The following is a 17,352-nucleotide window of genomic DNA, read 5'->3' as shown; positions in this document are numbered from 1 at the left end:
AGGGGAGATTGGGGTTGAGATCAGGGGGAAGGCAAATGCGTTTCGGCGCCGCGTCGCTTTTGGCGGTCGCTGCCGCCGTTTTGCTCGCCGGCTGCGCGAGCGACGGGCCGACGCTTCCCAAGATCAGCGAACTCAATCCGTTCAAGACCAAGCAGACGCCGCTGCCCGGACGCCGCATCCCGATCGTGGAAACGACGGAAAGCATTGGGTCCAATCTGGCGGAGGCCAACAAGCCCATCTCGCTGCCGTCACCGCGTATGAACCAATCCTGGTCGCAACCGGGTGGCGACGCCAACAACGCCCCCGGCAATTTGGCCCTGACCGGCTCGCTGCATCAGCTCTGGAGCGCCAGTGCAGGTGAAGGATCGTCGAAGACCGGCCGCGTCACCGCCAGTCCGATCGTTTTCGGAGATCGTATTTATACGCTCGATGCCGCCGCCAACGTCGCCGCCTTCACCCTGACCGGCAGCAGCGTTTTCACCGTTTCGACCAAGCCTGAGACTACTGTCGGCCTCGGCGGTTATGGCGGCGGTCTTGCCGCTGATAACGGCCGCCTCTACGTCGCCAACGGCTACGGCGTCGTATCCGCACTCGATCCCGGCACGGGCAAGGCGATCTGGACGAAAAACCTCGATGTGCCGGTGCGCGCTGCGCCGACCGCAGCCGGTGACCGGCTTTACGTCATCACCATCGACGGGCGCTTTTACTGCTTGAGCGGCATCGACGGCTCCGAACTTTGGGCGGCACGTGGCCTGCCGCAGAGCGCCAGCCTTATGACTTCGACAAGTCCCGCGGTAGACGGCGATGTTGTCGTGGTTCCCTATCCGTCGGGTGACATCATGGCGTTCAAGCTGTCGGACGGCTCGACCGTCTGGACGGAAAATTTGGCGCGCACGCGCCAGACCTCGCAAATCGCCTCGATGAGCGATGTCGCGCGCCCTGCAATCGACGACGGCGTCGTCTATGCAATCGGTCACGCGGGCCGCATGGTGGCAACGCAGGCGAAGTCCGGCGATCGGGTCTGGTCGTTGAGCATTCCCGGCTCTGAGCCGCCGTGCGTGGCGGGAGACACCGTGTACGTCGTCGATACCGGCGGCCGCCTGATGGCGCTGCAGAAGTCCGACGGCAAGACCCGCTGGCTCACCCAGCTTCCGGCCGCGAAAAACTATGCCGGTCCCGTTCTGGCCGCCAATACGCTTTTCCTGGTGTCGAGCACGGGCGAGGTGGTTAGCGTGGATCCGATGACCGGCAAGGTCGGGGGTACGATGCAAATCGGGGACAAGGTTTATATTCCCCCCATCGTCGCCCAGGGTCACATGTACGTTTTGACCGACTCCGCAAAACTCATCGCTCTCAACTGAGAATTGGGCTAGGAGGGCATGTTCGCCTCGCCGCGGTACCCCCGCGCAGGCGTTCTTCCCGTATCCCAGCAAGCCCCGGTTTCTCTTTTGTCGTCGTCCCCTGAAATGCCTGTTGTCGCTATTGTCGGCCGTCCGAACGTCGGCAAATCGACCCTGTTCAACCGCTTGACCGCGACGCGTGCCGCGCTCGTCTCCGATTTACCGGGGCTGACGCGCGACCGTCGCGAAGGTATCGCCAACCTGTTCGGCGTCGATATCCGCCTGGTCGATACCGCAGGCCTTGAGGAGGCGCAGCGCGGCTCCATCGCTGATCGCATGCGCAAGCAATCGGAACAGGCGATCTCGGAAGCCGATCTCGTGCTCTTCGTCATCGATGCCCGCGCTGGCGTCACGTCGGCCGACACCGGCTTTGCCCGCATCGCGCGGCAGTCCGGCAAGCCCGTCGTGCTTGTCGCGAACAAGGCCGAAGGCAACAAAGGCACCGACGGCGTGCTCGATGCTTTCTCGCTCGGCCTCGGGGCGCCGATCGCGATTTCGGCTGAGCACGGCGAAGGCATCGGCGATCTCGCCGAGGACATGCTGGCCGCGCTGGGCTTGAAGTCCGCGCCGACGACGAAGAAACGGCGCAAGGGCGATGACGCCGAGGAAGAAAAGCCGCAAGAGCGCCCGGCTGTCGTCAAGCCGATCCGCGTTGCGATTGTCGGGCGTCCGAATGCCGGCAAATCGACGCTCGTCAACGCGCTGCTCGGCGAAGAACGCATGATCACCGGACCCGAGCCGGGCCTGACGCGCGACAGCGTCTCGACCGACTTCGAATGGAAGGGTCAGAAGATCCGCCTGTTCGATACGGCCGGACTTCGTCGCAAAGCAAAGATCACTGAGACCGCCGAAAAGCTGTCCGCCAGCGACGCCGTACGCGCCATCCGCTTCGCCGAAGTCGTCGTGCTGCTAATCGACGCCGAACGTCCCTTCGAGCATCAGGATCTCACCATCGGCCATCGCGTGACGGAAGAGGGCCGTGCTCTCGTCGTGGCAGTCAACAAGTGGGACCTTGTCGAAGAAAAGCAGAAAACGCTGCGTGAGCTTAAAAAGACGGTCGCCGAAAGTTTGGCGCAGGTTCCTGATGTGCCGTTCGTGGCTATCTCTGCCCGCTCCGAGAGTGGCCTCGATCAACTCATGACGGCGATCTCCAAGGTTTACGCGACCTGGAACCGCCGCGTATCGACGCCGCAATTGAACCGCTGGCTTAACGAAGCCCTGACCCGCCATTCACCGCCGGCCGTGCACGGCAAGCGGATCAAGATCCGCTACGTCACGCAGCCCTCGACGCGGCCGCCAACGTTCGTTGCCTTCTCGCAGCGCGCCGAAGCGCTGCCCCAGTCCTATGTGAAATATCTGACGAACTCGCTGCGCGACACGTTCGATCTGCCCGGCGTGCCGATCCGCTTCAGCCTTCGCAAAGGCGAGAACCCGTACTCAAAGAAATGATGGGCAGCATTGCGCTGTGCTTACGAGTGGCTGTGTATAGACTGCATTTATAAGGAAAAGTCGCAGCGGGAGGGGAGCAAACAGCAGCGAGAATACTCTCGAACCGCCACGCTCCCCGCCCGCACGGGCGTCAGCCGATTAAAACTGGCGCCGCTCCGGACGGGGTTAAATAGGGTACCTTGCGCCGACGTCAAGAGGTGGCGCGAGTGTCTTGCTTTTCGCCGTTGCCTGCGCCATCCGAGACGTATGGACGTTTTTTTCTACCACCTCGAACATCAGCCGCTTGATCGTGTGCTGCCGAGCCTTCTGGAGAAGACTCTGGCGCGCGGTTGGCGTGCCGTCGTCCAAGTTGGAAACGAAGAGCGCCTGGAAGCTATCGACCATATGCTTTGGACCTACACCGACGACAGCTTTCTGCCGCATGGCACCGCGCGTATCGGCCATTCCAGCGACCAGCCCGTCTATCTGACGACGACCGACGAGACGCCCAACGGCCCGGGCGTTCGTTTTCTTGTCGATGGCGCCGAGGCGCGCGAATTTGCGGGCGCGGAACGCTTCGTCTACGTCTTCGACGGAAATGATGCGGACGCCGTCGCCCTGGCGCGCAGTCAGTGGAAAGCAGCGAAAGCAGCGGGCTGCGCTGTCACCTATTGGCAGCAGTCGCAAAGCGGGCGATGGGAGCAGAAGGCGTGAGCCTTCGCAGAAACGATCCCTAAGCATGAATTACCATCACGATTATCACGCCGGAAATTTCGCTGACGTCTTGAAGCACGTCATTCTGGCGCGCGTCGTGACGTACATGAAGCAGAAGCCGAAGCCATTCCGCGTCATCGACACGCACGCTGGCGCTGGGCTCTACGATCTCGAAAGCGACGAAGCGGCGAAGACGGCCGAATGGCAGGACGGTATCGCCCGCATCTTCGACGCCGAGATGCCAATGGACGTCGCCGGCCTTCTGGAGCCTTATCTCGATGCCGTGCGCGCCGTGAACGGCGTCGGTCTCAAACACTATCCCGGCAGCCCACTGATCGCGCGCCACCTGATGCGCGATGAAGATGTGCTGGTCGTCAACGAGCTTGCAGACGTTGAATTTCAGCGGCTCAAGCAGGAATTCCGCCGCGCCAAATCGACGACCGTGGTGAACATCGACGCCCGGCATGCGGTGAAATCGCTGCTACCGCCGAAGGAGCGTCGCGGCATCGTGCTTATCGATCCGCCATTCGAAGACAAAAACGAGTTTGCAGATCTCTCGAGCGCCATCGACGACGCACTGACGCGTTTCGCGACTGGGACCTATCTCATCTGGTATCCGCTGAAGGATGAAGCAGCCGCCGATCGGTTCGTCGCCCTCACGATCTCAAAGCCCGGATTGGAATATCTTGATGTGAGGCTCTGGGTCGCAAAGCCGTTTCCTGGCCTCGGGTTGACGGCAACCGGCATGCTCGTTCTCAATCCGCCTTTCGTCTTGAAGGCCGAGCTTGAGACGCTGCTGCCATGGCTCGAAGAGCATCTCGCAGAAGGCCCCGGCAGTCGTTTCGCGTTGCAAGCCAGCGTTCAATAATGGGTCTCGTCGTTGCTCTGCAGCATTTCGCCTTGCAAGAAGCGCGCATTTACAGGATAAATTGCCGCACGCTAAGGCGGGCCACGGCACGGGAGCTCCCGACGCGTTCGACGTGACCGGAAGCGTGTTTGTGCGATCCGGTAGGGAGGCGCTTGGAATTTTCCGGCTCCGCAGTCCGCCACGGCTGTCGATGCGAAGCTATTTTGCTTCACTCGTCGGCCGGGCTGCCAGGAGACGATGCATGCGCCAGACAGGTACCGTAAAGTTCTACAATTCCCAGAAGGGCTACGGCTTCATCAAGCCGGATGCCGGTGGCAACGACGTGTTCGTTCACGTCACCGCTGTCGAGCGATCGGGAATCGGCGAGCTCAACGAGGGAATGCGAATTTCGTTCGAGACCGAACCCGATAAACGCGGCAAGGGACCAAAAGCCGTCGATCTGCAACGCGCAGGCTGACGTTCTACGCGGCCGAGCTTGCGCACGCTGCGGCCTTCGGTTGCGGCGATAGAGAGAGTCGTGCCTGCATTTGTCGATCGTTCCACGTCGCTTTGGCCGCTGCGCCAGAACAAGCAAAAACAATTCGGCTTGCGGCTGATTCGCAGCCTTTCGCGATAAAAGCGATAGATAACAAAAAGCTCGCCGGGCTTCGCCTGGCGAGCTTTCCGCATGTGAAGATGGGTCGACGCGTTACTTAGCGATGGCGCCGCGGAGAGCCCCGACGATCGCCATCAGGATGCCGCCACCCACGCCGCCGCCAACGATTTGCGTGACGATCGAGACGGGATCGAGCGCGCCGCCCGCCACGGCCGTATGAAAGACCTGCTCGAGAATCTGGCCGCCGATGCCGCCGCCGACGATCCCGGCAATGGAATTACCGAGCGTCCCGAGGCTGATATTTTTCATCAGGCTGCCGGCGACGTTGCCGCCAACGGCACCGCTGATGAGCTGGATAAGCAACGGAAGATATTCCATGTGAGGTCTCCACGAGCTAGGTGGGACAACGGCGAGCCGTGCGTTTACCGCATCGATAAGCTGCGCACCCAGATGGGTTCCCACAAAGGGAATCGTATCATAAGACCTGCGACAGGACGTTTTTGGCCAGTGTTCATCACGGCGTATCAGGGGATGCGTGTTCGAGAAGTGACATACGGTACCGAAATAAGGCCGGAAAACTTTTCTTGAGGCAGCGCAATGATAAATATTCGTAACTTTGCGCTATATAGGATGACCACGTGAACGGCGGCGGAAAGGCCAAACCATGATGTCGAGATTGATTTCAGCCTTGATTGCGGGCGTATGCCTCATCGGGTTGGTCGCGCCGGCCTTTGCCGACCCCGAGGACAACTACTCGATCCGCCGCAAGAAGGGCGGATACTCGTACGACAAGTCCGAGTCGGTGAACACGTACGGTGGGCCACGCAAGCCAAAAAGCGCACCTCCCGGACCGCCCGACTTCCGCGATCAGACGCCGTCAGGTCCGTTCGATAACAGCTTCTTCTTCGACTCGGGCGTCGGCAGCCTCTACGGCGGTAACTCGCCGTATATGCACTAAAAAACCTGACGGTTGTGGGTTTGGGAAGATTGCAAGCCAGGGGCCGCGGTATCGCGGCCTTTCGCATATCTGTGGCTTTCGCGGCCTAGTACCAGAATCCTGTCAACTGATGCCGATGCGCCACTCGCCCTGGTGCCGCCATTGTGCTGTCAATATAAAGGCAGCCTGATCCCAGGGTGGGCTATGAGGGAGAACTTCGTTATGCGCTTCTCGGGCAAAATCTTTGCCGCATTTGGCTTGGCCGCAACCATCGCCGTTGCCTCCGCCGCGTCTGCGAACGCGGAATGCAAGCGCTACGGCTTCTCGGTGAATGACTACGGCAAAGATGGCCCGACGAACGACGCTAAGAGCCTTCTCGACAAACTGATCTCCGACAAAATGGCGGAGAAGGGTGTGAAGGACTATCACACCGGCAAGAAGAGCGTGTCTTGCGAGCTGTTCCTCAACTTCATCGTGTTCGACGAGCACACCTGCACCGCAGAAGCCACCGTTTGCTGGGGCGGCTCGAAGCTTCCTGGCGCTGAGAAAACGTCAGCCGAAGACGTCGCGCCCGCGAAGAACGACGAAACGGCGTCGGAAGAAAAGCACGCCAAGAAGAAGGCCGTGAAGGAAGCTGCGGTACACACCGAAGCCGCTCCGGTTCACAAGACGGCGGCTGCTCAGACTGTGCCTGATCCCAAGTCGCTCATTTTTCGCAAAATGAAGAAGCCCGCCGGGAGCAAAGAGGCCTCCGCGACATCGCCAGTCGAGACGGGCTCTCTCGCTGAGACGAAGCACACGACGCACAAGTCTGACGACGTCGCGCCGGTCAAGGAGACGAGTGGGGGCGAGGGCTATCCGACGCCGGAAGCGCCGGCAGACGGCGACGCCGCGCAGTAAGCGCAGCACCACTGTACCGACCAGATAGCGCGCCGTGGCGGATCAAGCTGCGGCGCGAATTTCTTGCAGCTTTATTTCGATAATTTGCCGGTTGTACGGCTTCAGCAGGAACGTATCTGCTCCACGCGAAATCGCGCGCTGAATTTCGAACGGATCATTTTCGGTGACCATGTAGATAATGTACGGACGCGCGCTACGCGGCAGCGCTCGAATCTTTTCGAGCAGTTCGATGCTGTTGGTCTCCGGCATCCGCCAGTCGAGCAAAATATAATCCGGCGTTTCCGATCTGAGCCGCTCCATCGCTGCGATGGCGCTATCGGCTTCACTGACGCGGAAGCCGAGGCTTTCGAAAATGAGGCGCGTGTATTTCCTGATAATTTCAGAATCGTCGATGACGAAGCAATGCTGCATGTAAAGAGCTTCTCGTAAGCGAGGCGTTGCCCAACCGGCAGCAGGGCAACTGGAAACTCAAACGAATGCGTCAAAAAATGCCTCTAAACTGTTAAGGGCCTCTTAAGACGTATGGCGGAATCCGGTCATCCAGCTGAACGTCGGGCCGCTCTCAGCTTGCGGGTTTTGCCATCAGCAGAATGTCGGCGCCGTCCTTCAGGATTTCGAGCTTCATGCCGGCGGTCGGAGCGATTCGCCACGTGTAGTAGGCCTGGATGGTGATGGCATCGAGCGCCAGCGGATTGCCGGCGACGAAATCCGTCAGATACTGAGGCGGCCGCGCGCCGGTGCCCTTACAGCGAATGAGAAATGTTGGCTGCTCGAACGACCCGCCGATCGACACGTCGATCTCGCCGCCGCGCGGCAATGCCGTGACGGCCGAAGCAATGAGATTGAGAAGAAGCTTCACCTTGTCTTTGGGAACCAGACCAGGCGCGCCGCGCCACGTCAGCTTGTGCTTCCCTTGGGTGATGCCCACGAACCCACGAGAAATTTTCTCGGCCGTCGTCAAATCAATGACGCTACCTGCCGAGCCGGCGGCGCCAAAAGCGAAGCGTGCGAATTCGAGCCGGGCGGAGGCTTGCTCCGTCACGTTACGGATCACGGTCATCGCATAGCTTTTCGCCTGCTGATCGTCGTCCTCGTCAAGGATTTCCAAACCGTTGACGATCGCACCGACCGGATTGATGATATCGTGGCATATTTTGCTAGAAATCAGCGCTGCAAGTTCAAGATCGGTCGGCGGAACGCGCTGGTCCATCATTAGTCCTTCGTCGTGATCATTGTGTCGCTACGTTGCGGCAGTTTAAGCGCGACAGCGCGACGCGAATACAACGTGGCCGCTTGCGACAATGCCCTATGCTCTGATACATGCGCCGTACAACGGTTGCCAAGTCTTGTAGCCGGTGGGGTCATTGACCTCCGTTTTTCATGGAAGACATGAGTCTTGCGCGCCACGGTTTGAGCCGCGGCGCGATAATCGCATTGATGTCGCGAGCATCTCTCGCGCAAAATGATTCGGGTTGAGGTTTTGAAGCGCGCGATGGTGCCGATCGACGTCAAAGACTACGACGCTCTCATCGCGGCATTGCTTCCTGCGGTTCGAGAAGCCGGGCGCCTTGAGATGGCGCACTTCAACAATGGCGTCAGTTTCGAGCAGAAAGCCGACCGCACGCCTGTCACCGTCGCCGACAAAGAGGCGGAAGCAATCATTCTTGCCGCGCTCGCGCGCATTGCACCAGACGTGCCGGTCGTGGCGGAAGAAGAAATCGCCGCGGGCAAGGTCTGCCATTACGCTAGGCGTTTCTTTCTCGTGGATGCGCTCGACGGAACGCGCCTCTTCATTCGCCGCAAGCCCGAGTTCTCAATCAATGTCGGCTACGTCGAAGACGGCAGAACCAAGTTTGGCTTGATCTACCTGCCGCCGTCCGAGCGTCTGTTTGTGACGCGCCCAGACGGCGCGTACGAAGCCCACATGCCGATCGCAGGCGACGTGCCGTTCGCGGCCTTGCGTTTCAAGCGGCTCACAACGCGAAAGCCCGATCCCAATGCACTTGTCGCCTTCAACAGCCGCGGCGCAGGGGCGGCAAGCTCGGGTCTGTTGGCGCTGCTCAAAGTGCACGATGCCAAGCCGATCGGGTCGTCGATGAAGTTCTGCCTGATCGCGGCCGGCGAGGGCGATCTTTATGCGCGCTTCGGCGAAACCTGTGAGTGGGATACGGCAGCCGGGCAGGCGATCCTCGAAGCTGCTGGTGGCTCGGTCACGACGCTTGACGGCGCACCGCTGACCTACGGCCATTATGATCGCGCATTCCGTAATCCCCATTTCGTCGCTTGGGCACGCCAGCCGCTGTGGCGCGGAGCCGTTGCAGAATTGCCCTCCGTAGGCGCATAGACAACGCGAATTAGCCATACTTTAGCAACGAATACTCGCGATTCTGTATCCTAGGATTCGAGTGGTCCTCGGTCATGGGTGGCCTGCGCGTTCGCGCGTAGATGGCTTGGGGCGCGCAATCTCGAACGCAATGAGAAGAGGGAACTCGCCGATGCGTTTCGGCTTCGAGGGAATCTCGCGAATAGCACCTGCCGTTTTTCAGGTTCGCAACTGCGTGCCGGGTCTGGCGTTGCTGGCTTGCCTGGCGTTCGGCGGTTCGAGCGCCAATGCCGTCGACGATGCTTATCGGCCGCCTGAGGACACTTATTCAGGCCAAGGTTATTCGGGCCAGGGTTATTCCGGCCAAGGCGGCAGCGATGCCTATCAGCCCGATAATGGCTATCGAGGGAACAACCCGAGCAACTATCAGGCTCCCCCGCCAGGCCCTTCAGGCGGGGCTTATCAACCGCCACCCTATAACGGCGCGCGCGGTCCGGACAGCGATCCCGGTGGTTATGGTGCGCCCTATACGCCGCCGCCGAGCGCGAGTCGCGACTACAATTCGGGGCCGCCTCCCGGAGACGGGCCGCCGCGCGATTCATACTCGCAAGACGAAATCATCCACGCCGGCAATAAATTCTTTGGCTCCATCAGCGGCGGTCTGGCGTCGGCCATCGAATGGACGTTCCAGAAGGCGGGGCGGCCGAATGGCTACATCCTCGGCTCGGATGCGGGCGGGGCGTTCATCGGCGGCTTGGCGTACGGCGAAGGTATGCTTTACACGAAGGACGCCGGAAACTTCAAAGTTTACTGGCAGGGTCCGTCGGTCGGCTACGATTTCGGCGGTGACGGCTCCAAGGTCATGACGCTCGTCTACAACCTTCGCGATCCTTCCGACATTTACGAGCGTTTTGGCGGCGTCGAAGGCTCAGCTTATCTCGTCGGCGGTGTAAGCGTGCAACTTCAGAAAGCCGGACATGTCACACTGGCGCCGATTCGGGCAGGTGTGGGGCTGCGACTCGGTGCGAATATCGGCTATTTGAAGTATACAAGAAATCCAACTTGGAACCCGTTCTGATTGCAAGCAATGCACGCGGCGCGAGTAAAATATTGCAGGGAGGCAGAAAACCGGGTTTCTCTGTCGCTTAAGGGACGTTTGGAGCGGCGGGGGCCGCGAAGTTATTCATTTCAGGACGAGTATCCGTGATCAATCTGTATGCCGCGATGCTCGTCACGTTGGGCTTTCTCGTCGCGGCCCTGATTGTCGTTGTCCTGTTGCCGGCCTACCGGCGGCGCATCGAGCGCTTTACGGCCGAAGCCCTGAAGCGGACGCTTCCCCTCACCGAAGAAGAAATACGCGCCGATAAGGACCGCCTGCGTGCCGATTTCGCGATGGAGGTCCATCGCCTGGAGTCGAAGCTGGAAGATGCCGGGCTGATGGCAGCCCGCCAGCGCGTCGAGGTCAATCGCCGCGACGCCAAGATTCAGGAACTTTCCGAAGCCATCGCCGATCAGAAAATGAGCGTCGAGGAGCACGAGAACGCCCGGCGTGTGCTGGAGCAGGCGATTCTCGATCGCCTTCCGAAAGTCGAGCAGCGCCTGTCCGAGACGCGCAAGCTGCTCGCAACCCGCGACCGCGAGATTAAGACGCTCGCAGCCACCGGCGCCAAGCAGGCGGCCGCTCTCGAAGAAGCATCCCAGCTCAACAGGCAGCGCGAGCGCGAAATCGCGCAGTTGCGCACCACGCTTGATACTCGCGCCGTTCGCAATCGCGACAGCGTGAAAGGCGGAGCCGCTGACGCCAATGTCGCCCTGCGCACCGAGCTTGAGGCTTTGCGTGAAAAAAGCCGCGAACAGGCCGCCATGATCGAGCGTCTGCAGGCCGCCGGGAAAATGGCGTCGAACAGCGAGCAGAGCGCCGAGATCAAGCGCCTCATGCTGGCCCTGGCGAAAACCGAAGCCGAACTCAACGGGATCAAATCGGGCCTCGATGGCGACGACGCGGAGCGCATGGCCCTCGAAGACCGCATCGCCGATATTCAGGTCGCAAGCGACGCGAAGTCCACCGAGATCGCCAAATTGAAGGCGATGCTGCAGGCCTATGAGGATCGTGAGCATCCGCCGGCCGACTTCGCCCAGAAGGCGGACATGGGCGCGCTGCAAGCCGAGATCGACCACCAGCGCCAGGTCATCATCGAGCTTCGCGCCGAAATTGCCGCCGGGCAGGAGCGCCTGTCGCGGCAAGCCATCCGCTTCCATGAAGAGATGCGGCGCGTCGGCCCGGCCGGAGAAAATGGCGCTCAGGCGACGCCGCCCGAGCTTCCTCGACCATCGCTTGCCGAACGCATTTCTGCGCCCCGACCGCCGAAGCTCGCCGCCAACGATACCGAGGGCTCGGCCGCCAGCGAAAGCGCCCGTGAGCCGCGCCAGGGACCATCACCGATACGCGCCCTCAAGATGCCCTCAAACGGCGCTGGGGAAGTCCCGAAAGCGGATCTCGACGGACCGCCGCCACTTCCCGCAAGTGATGTGGAACCCGCCCAGGGAGTGCAGGCCGCCTCGCCTCGCCGTCCCCGTCTGCTTGAGCGCATCAGCGGCGTCGATAAGAGCTAGTCCCCGCGGAGGGCACAGGCGCTATTCGATTGCCCAGTGCCGCCGGATTGCGGCACCGTCTATAAACCCCATTTCAACGATGGGGATGACGTTCTCCTCCCAGGCTTGAATTTCGACTGAGCGGTAGACCATGACAACGCCACACGCTGCGCACGGTGATCACGACCACAGCGGTCATGACCACGCGGGCCATAGCCATGATGGCCACAGCCACGGTGGGCTTGGTCACAGCCACGCGCCGAAGGATTTCGGGCCCGCATTCGCGCTGGGGACGGCGTTGAACATCGCGTTCGTCGTTGTTGAAGCCATCGCAGGCTTCATGGCGAACTCGATGGCGCTCGTCGCCGATGCCGGCCATAACCTGGGAGACGTGCTCGGACTGCTGATGGCTTGGGGTGCCAGCATTCTCGTCAAGCGCCGCGCGACCTTCAACTTCACCTACGGCTTCGGTTCATCGACTATTCTCGCCGCGCTCGCCAACGCCGTGCTCCTGCTTGTGGCAGTAGGTGCCATCACTCTCGAAGCGGTTCAACGTCTGATCGAACCGGCGCCCGTCGTCGGCAGCACCATGATCATCGTCGCGTCGATTGGCATTCTGATCAACGGCTTTACAGCGTGGCTGTTCATGTCCGGCCGCGAGCGTGATGTGAATATCCGCGGCGCTTATCTACACATGGTCGCCGACACTGCCGTCTCGTTCGGCGTCGTCCTGGTCGGCATCGCGGTGCTGCTTACCGGGTGGGACTGGCTCGACCCGCTCGTCAGTCTCGTCGTCGGCGGTATCATCGTTTGGGGCACATGGGGCCTGCTGCGCGATTCCATTCGCCTCGCAATGCAGGGCGTTCCGGTGAAGATCGATCCCAGTAAAGTGCAGGCTCGTCTCGCTGCGCTGCCGGGCGTCGCGAGCATTCACGACCTGCACATCTGGCCGATGAGCACCACGGAAACTGCGCTCACCTGCCATTTGGTCATGCCCGGTGGACATCCAGGTGACGCCTTCATCGCGACGGCCGCCAAGATGCTGCACGACGAATTCGAAATCCGCCATTCGACGCTGCAGTTTGAGGTCAGCGCCGATGCACCTTGCGGTCTGGGTCATGACTGCGCGCCAGCACTCGAACCGATGCCCCACGGCCATTAAGGGCCAATTACAGCCTAAAATTGCATAATGATCGCATCGCCCCCTTATTTTTAGTGGGCGAGGCGATATATTGCCGACCGATCAATAAAGAAAATCGATTGAAACCAGCGGGGCTTTGCGTTGGAATGGCTTAAAGGAGAACGTCATGCTGCGGCAGATTTCGGAAGGAGAAAATCATGCCGCCCGCCATCCAAGCTGACGTTACCGTCGCTTCAACAGAAGCTCCCTCGATAGAAAACCGGCATCCTCGAAAGAAGCCGGCATTTCACGCGATTTACACGCAAGGCGTATGGCCCGGTCTTTTTCTCACGGCGACGATAGCAGCCCTCGCATACTGTCTCCGCGAGCTCCCCGGTGTCGGCACATTCAGCCCGATGATCCTTTCGATCATCATCGGCATCGCATTCCACAATATCGTCGGCACCCCGCGCCGCGCCAAAGAAGGCGTGACGTTCTCGCTCCGCCGCATCCTGCGCTTCGCCATCATCCTGCTGGGCTTCCAGCTGACCGCACAACAGATCGTCGAAGTCGGACCGATCGGATTTGCCGTTATCGTCGCGACGCTCGTTGCCACCTTCGCCTTTACAACCTGGCTGGGTCACATGATGGGCGTTGATCGTAAGCTGACGCAGCTCATCGCCGCCGGGACGTCGATCTGCGGCGCATCCGCCGTCATCGCCACCAACACGGTGACGAAGGGACACGACGAAGACGTCGCCTATGCCGTTGCGTGCGTGACCATCTTCGGCTCGATTGCCATGTTCACGTATCCGCTGTTCCCGGCAATCTTCCATCTTGATCCGCAGGCTTTCGGTCTCTGGGCCGGTGCATCGATCCACGAGATCGCGCAGGTCGTCGCTGCATCGTTTCAGGACGGTCAGGCATCGGGCGAATACGGCACGATCGCCAAGCTCAGTCGCGTGATGCTGCTGGCGCCTGTTGTCATTACGCTCGGATTAACGACGGTACGTCGCCAGCAGCCCCACCATCATCACGGCGCGGCGAACGTCTCCGGCAAGGCGCCGATGCCCTGGTTCCTCGTCGGCTTCATCGCGCTCGTCGGCTTAAACAGCCTCGTCGTAATCCCTCCGGACATGAAGCACGTCATCGTGCCAGTGACGACATTCCTGCTCTCCGTGTCGCTCGCCGCCATGGGGCTCGAAACCGACATCATGAAGCTCAAGGCCAAGGGACTGCGTCCGCTGTTGCTCGGTGCAGCTTCATCGCTCTTCATCGCCGGTTTCAGCTTGGGCTTGATCAAGGTAATCGTTTGAGAAGAACGCGAGGATGACATGACGCTTGAACAACTTCGCATTTTCGTCGCCGTCGCCGAAAAGCAGCACGTGACGCAGGCCGCCCACGAAATCAACATCACGCAGTCGGCGGCCAGTTCCGCCATTGCGACCCTTGAAGAACGTTACGCTGTAAAGCTGTTCGACCGCATCGGCCGCCGTATTGAATTGACCGATGCCGGCCGCGTCTTCCTCGTCGAGGCTCGCGGCGTCCTTGCGCGCGCGGCAACTGCGGAAAAGGCGCTTGCCGACCTCGCCGGATTGAAGCGCGGCTCGCTGTCGATCTATGCCAGCCAGACCATCGTAAATTATTGGCTGCCGCCGTTCCTCGCGATCTTCAACCGGCGTTATCCCGAAATCCAGCTGAAGCTCAAGGCAGGTAATACCCAGCAAGTGGCGATTGCGACGCACGATGGCATCGCCGACATCGGCTTTATCGAAGGAACGATCGACGATCCGCATCTTTCGGTCCGGACGGTCGAGGGGGATCGGCTCGTCATCGTCGTCTCCCCGAACCATCCGTTCGCCGGCAAGGAGAAACTCGAACCCGCCGACATCAAAGCCATGACTTGGGTGATGCGTGAGCAAGGATCTGGCACCCGTGGCGAATTCGAGACCGCACTCAAGGATCATAGTGTTGAGACAGCGGATCTCAATGTCGTCCTTGAGTTGCCGTCGAACGAAGCCGTGTGCGCGGCCGTCGAAGCGGGCGTCGGTGCCACCGCAATCTCAAACCTCGTCGCCGAGGCTGGGCTGCTCGCGGGCAAGCTCGTGGCGCTCGAATTCCCGCTTCCACAGCGCTCGTTCTACATTCTGCATCACAAGGAGCGCTACGCGAGCCAAGCCGAGCTGGCGCTTCTGGAACTCATGGGAGCGACAGGCAGGCCATCCGTCCGCCGCCGCGAAAAAGCAGTGTGAGAGAGGCGGTTCCGGCTCACAAGCCACGCGCAAGCCGAAGCAGAAACAGATCGAACTGCTAGGCTTGGCGGGCAGTAGGGAGCGGCCATGAAAATTCTTCTCGTGGGGCATGGCTATGTGGGGTCGTTCCTCCTCTCTGCGCTGACGAATGCCGGTCACGATGTTTCTGTCTGCGATCAGAACGTCGACCGCCTTGTCGGTGTCCGCAACGCCATGCGCTGCCGCTACCAGGAACTGACGATCGCCGATCTCGCTGACTTCGGCGTGATCCTTTGGTTCGCAGGTCATTCCAGCGTGCCGATGTCCTTGCGCGATCCGGACGGCGCACTTGCAAACAACTGTCTCGATTTGCTCCATTTTGCCCGCCGCAAGCAGCTCAACGCCCGGCTGATCTATGCAAGCACCGCAAGCGTTTATTCCGTGATGCAGGCCGAGGACGGCACGCCGCCATCCCCGCTCGATGAAACGGAGACGCGTCTCGATCCGGTCAATCCCTATGATTGCTCCAAGATCTCGATGGACGCGCTCGCCCGCTGCTTCGCCAACGCCATCACCGGCCTTCGTCTTGGTACGGTTTGCGGCACGAGCCCTTATTTGCGCGGCGAATTGATCTTTAACGCCATGAACCTCGCGGCCATGCGCGATGGTTTCGTGCAGGTCCGCAACCGCCAGTCCTATCGCAACATCCTCTTCCTGGAGGACCTCGCGCACTACGTTCTGCGCCTGATCGAGCTGTCAGACACCCTGCCGCCGATCCTGAATACCGGCTCGCTCAATATCGGCATCGGCGATCTGGCCGAGCAAATCGCCGCGTTCCACGGCGTGCCCGTCGTCGATAACGGCAACTCCGTGACGTATTCTTTCCAGATGAACTGCGCACACATTCAATCCCTGTGCGGCGCCCCCCGTCCGATGACCATCGCAGAGCGCTGCGCGCGTTTCCGCGAACAATTCCGGCCCGAGCTGCAAGTGGCATCATGAGTGCAATCTGCGAACTCCCACGCTCCTGCATCGTCTGCGGAAGCGATGTCACGTCATTACTCGATCTCGACGTGCAGCCACCGGCGAATCTGCTTCTCGAAAAGCCCGGCGACGCCTACGAGGCATTTCCGCTCGGATTTGCGAACTGCCCGTCATGCACGCACGGCCAGCTGACGTATTTCGTCGATCCCGCCAAGCTCTTTAAGCACTATCTCTACGCCAGCGGCACGAGTGGAACGCTCAAGGCCTATTTCGAGTGGTTCTCCGACACCCTGCGGCGCGCCTGCAAACCGGGTGCACGCGTGCTCGACATCGCGTCCAACGACGGCAGCTTGCTCGGCATTCTGGAATCCCGCGGTTTTGAAGCCATTGGCGTCGACCCAGCGGAAAATCTCAACAAGGTTGCGATCGCTGCGGGACGAAAGGTCGTTACCGGTTTCTTTCCGGCGGCGAGGCCCGAAGGGCTATTTGACGTCATCATAGCGATGAACGTCGCCGCGCACACGCCCGATCCGTCGACCTTCATGAAGGGCGTGCGCGAGTGTCTCGCGCCGGGTGGCGTCGCGATCATTCAGACCAGTCAGGCAATGATGATCGCCAACGGTGAGTTCGACACCGTCTATCACGAGCACTATTCGTTCTACACGGTCGCGTCGATGGCGCGGCTTGCGGAAAAGAGCGGCCTGCGAGTCGAGGCATCACGGCTGACGTCCGTTCACGGTACAAGCCTGCTTTCGTTTCTGCGCCGCGCCGATGAGGATGTAGAATCGTTCGCGTTTGAAGAAAGCGCGCCATTCAGCGTGACGTGGCCATCTCCGACGCCGCCCTTCCTTCTGCCCGAACTTACACTCTCCGAGGCTGATGCGGCCTATGCAAAGTTCGCCGACGGCGCGAAAGGCGCAATGCAATCGGCCGCCGAAGCCGTCGCACGCCATCGCGCGTCCGGCCGCAAGATCGCGCTGGTCGGCGTTGCCGCGAAAGCTTTGACCTTCATTCGCGCCGCCGGCATCGAGCCCGATGTCTATCTCGACGAAGCCGCGCTGAAAGTCGGGCTTACAATTCCCGGAACGTCCCAGCCGATCGAGCCGTTGCAGAACGCAGGCGCGATGGCAACCGATACGACGTTCCTCATCGGAGCCTGGAACTTCGCCGACGAATTGATGCGGAAAATTCGCAACGTCAGCGGCCCCACGACACCGAAATTTATCATTTACTTCCCCACGCTCACGGAAATCGGATAGC

General features: G+C 60.6%; 18 protein-coding genes. 15 read left to right on the top strand and 3 right to left on the bottom strand.

Annotated elements, in window-relative coordinates; translation table 11 throughout:
• Positions 1-35 precede the first annotated feature (35 nt).
• The 5 genes from RLW41_RS03560 to RLW41_RS03540 all read left to right on the top strand — a co-directional run bounded on the left by RLW41_RS03560 (position 36) and on the right by RLW41_RS03540 (position 4,867).
• The gene (locus tag RLW41_RS03560; RefSeq protein WP_013948792.1) at positions 36-1,361 is read left to right on the top strand and encodes a PQQ-binding-like beta-propeller repeat protein; all 1,326 of its coding nucleotides are present in this window, start codon (positions 36-38) and stop codon (positions 1,359-1,361) included.
• Positions 1,362-1,466: 105 nt separating this feature from the next.
• Positions 1,467-2,849 (top strand): ribosome biogenesis GTPase Der, encoded by a 1,383-nt coding sequence (gene der / locus RLW41_RS03555; RefSeq protein WP_414464657.1) that lies wholly within the window; start codon positions 1,467-1,469, stop codon positions 2,847-2,849.
• A 246-nt stretch (positions 2,850-3,095) separates the two neighbouring features.
• Positions 3,096-3,542, top strand: a complete 447-nt coding sequence (locus RLW41_RS03550; RefSeq protein WP_409560815.1) for a DNA polymerase III subunit chi — start codon at positions 3,096-3,098, stop codon at positions 3,540-3,542.
• Positions 3,543-3,567: 25 nt separating this feature from the next.
• A complete protein-coding gene (locus tag RLW41_RS03545; protein WP_414463508.1) occupies positions 3,568-4,410 on the top strand; it encodes a 23S rRNA (adenine(2030)-N(6))-methyltransferase RlmJ in 843 nt (280 codons plus the stop codon).
• Between the two features lie 241 nt (positions 4,411-4,651).
• Positions 4,652-4,867 (top strand): cold-shock protein, encoded by a 216-nt coding sequence (locus RLW41_RS03540; protein WP_013948788.1) that lies wholly within the window; start codon positions 4,652-4,654, stop codon positions 4,865-4,867.
• Positions 4,868-5,098: 231 nt separating this feature from the next.
• On the opposite strand, the gene RLW41_RS03535 is transcribed toward RLW41_RS03540, so the two are convergent.
• Positions 5,099-5,383, bottom strand: coding sequence for a hypothetical protein (locus tag RLW41_RS03535; RefSeq protein ID WP_409560813.1), 285 nt, complete (start codon positions 5,381-5,383; stop codon positions 5,099-5,101).
• Positions 5,384-5,669: 286 nt separating this feature from the next.
• On the opposite strand from RLW41_RS03535, the gene RLW41_RS03530 reads away from it, so the two are divergent.
• Both RLW41_RS03530 and RLW41_RS03525 read left to right on the top strand, forming a co-directional pair.
• Positions 5,670-5,963: a hypothetical protein gene (locus tag RLW41_RS03530; RefSeq protein WP_013948786.1), complete on the top strand. Its 294-nt coding sequence runs from the start codon at positions 5,670-5,672 to the stop codon at positions 5,961-5,963.
• Positions 5,964-6,164: 201 nt separating this feature from the next.
• Entirely contained in the window at positions 6,165-6,842 is a 678-nt protein-coding gene (locus RLW41_RS03525; protein ID WP_414463507.1) for a hypothetical protein, read from the top strand.
• A gap of 42 nt (positions 6,843-6,884) precedes the next feature.
• Here RLW41_RS03525 and RLW41_RS03520 read toward each other — a convergent pair whose 3' ends face one another.
• Positions 6,885-7,253: a response regulator gene (locus RLW41_RS03520; RefSeq protein ID WP_013948784.1), complete on the bottom strand. Its 369-nt coding sequence runs from the start codon at positions 7,251-7,253 to the stop codon at positions 6,885-6,887.
• Between the two features lie 151 nt (positions 7,254-7,404).
• The gene (locus RLW41_RS03515) at positions 7,405-8,055 is read right to left on the bottom strand and encodes a histidine phosphotransferase family protein (protein ID WP_414463506.1); all 651 of its coding nucleotides are present in this window, start codon (positions 8,053-8,055) and stop codon (positions 7,405-7,407) included.
• A 249-nt stretch (positions 8,056-8,304) separates the two neighbouring features.
• Between RLW41_RS03515 and RLW41_RS03510 the strand changes: the two genes are divergently transcribed.
• The 8 genes from RLW41_RS03510 (at position 8,305) to RLW41_RS03475 (ending at position 17,351) form a co-directional block, all read left to right on the top strand.
• Positions 8,305-9,186, top strand: a complete 882-nt coding sequence (locus tag RLW41_RS03510) for a 3'(2'),5'-bisphosphate nucleotidase CysQ (RefSeq protein ID WP_013948782.1) — start codon at positions 8,305-8,307, stop codon at positions 9,184-9,186.
• A 151-nt stretch (positions 9,187-9,337) separates the two neighbouring features.
• Positions 9,338-10,243, top strand: a complete 906-nt coding sequence (locus tag RLW41_RS03505; RefSeq protein WP_414463505.1) for a DUF1134 domain-containing protein — start codon at positions 9,338-9,340, stop codon at positions 10,241-10,243.
• A 125-nt stretch (positions 10,244-10,368) separates the two neighbouring features.
• Positions 10,369-11,778 (top strand): hypothetical protein, encoded by a 1,410-nt coding sequence (locus RLW41_RS03500; protein ID WP_414463504.1) that lies wholly within the window; start codon positions 10,369-10,371, stop codon positions 11,776-11,778.
• A 130-nt stretch (positions 11,779-11,908) separates the two neighbouring features.
• Positions 11,909-12,919, top strand: coding sequence for a cation diffusion facilitator family transporter (locus RLW41_RS03495; protein ID WP_414463503.1), 1,011 nt, complete (start codon positions 11,909-11,911; stop codon positions 12,917-12,919).
• Between the two features lie 176 nt (positions 12,920-13,095).
• Positions 13,096-14,193, top strand: coding sequence for a YeiH family protein (locus RLW41_RS03490; protein WP_414463502.1), 1,098 nt, complete (start codon positions 13,096-13,098; stop codon positions 14,191-14,193).
• 18 nt (positions 14,194-14,211) lie between these two features.
• On the top strand, positions 14,212-15,129 hold the full coding sequence (locus tag RLW41_RS03485) for a LysR substrate-binding domain-containing protein (RefSeq protein WP_409560806.1): 918 nt from the start codon (positions 14,212-14,214) through the stop codon (positions 15,127-15,129).
• Positions 15,130-15,216: 87 nt separating this feature from the next.
• Positions 15,217-16,110: an NAD-dependent epimerase/dehydratase family protein gene (locus RLW41_RS03480; protein WP_013948774.1), complete on the top strand. Its 894-nt coding sequence runs from the start codon at positions 15,217-15,219 to the stop codon at positions 16,108-16,110.
• Positions 16,107-17,351, top strand: coding sequence for a class I SAM-dependent methyltransferase (locus tag RLW41_RS03475; RefSeq protein ID WP_414463501.1), 1,245 nt, complete (start codon positions 16,107-16,109; stop codon positions 17,349-17,351). Before RLW41_RS03480 ends, RLW41_RS03475 begins: the two co-directional genes overlap by 4 nt.
• The last annotated feature ends 1 nt before the right edge of the window (position 17,352 follow it).

The sequence above is a fragment of the Hyphomicrobium sp. DY-1 genome (assembly GCF_047497105.1).
GTDB lineage: Bacteria > Pseudomonadota > Alphaproteobacteria > Rhizobiales > Hyphomicrobiaceae > Hyphomicrobium_B.
Note: the sequence above shows the minus strand (reverse complement) of the source record. Positions and strands in the feature narration are given on the sequence as shown.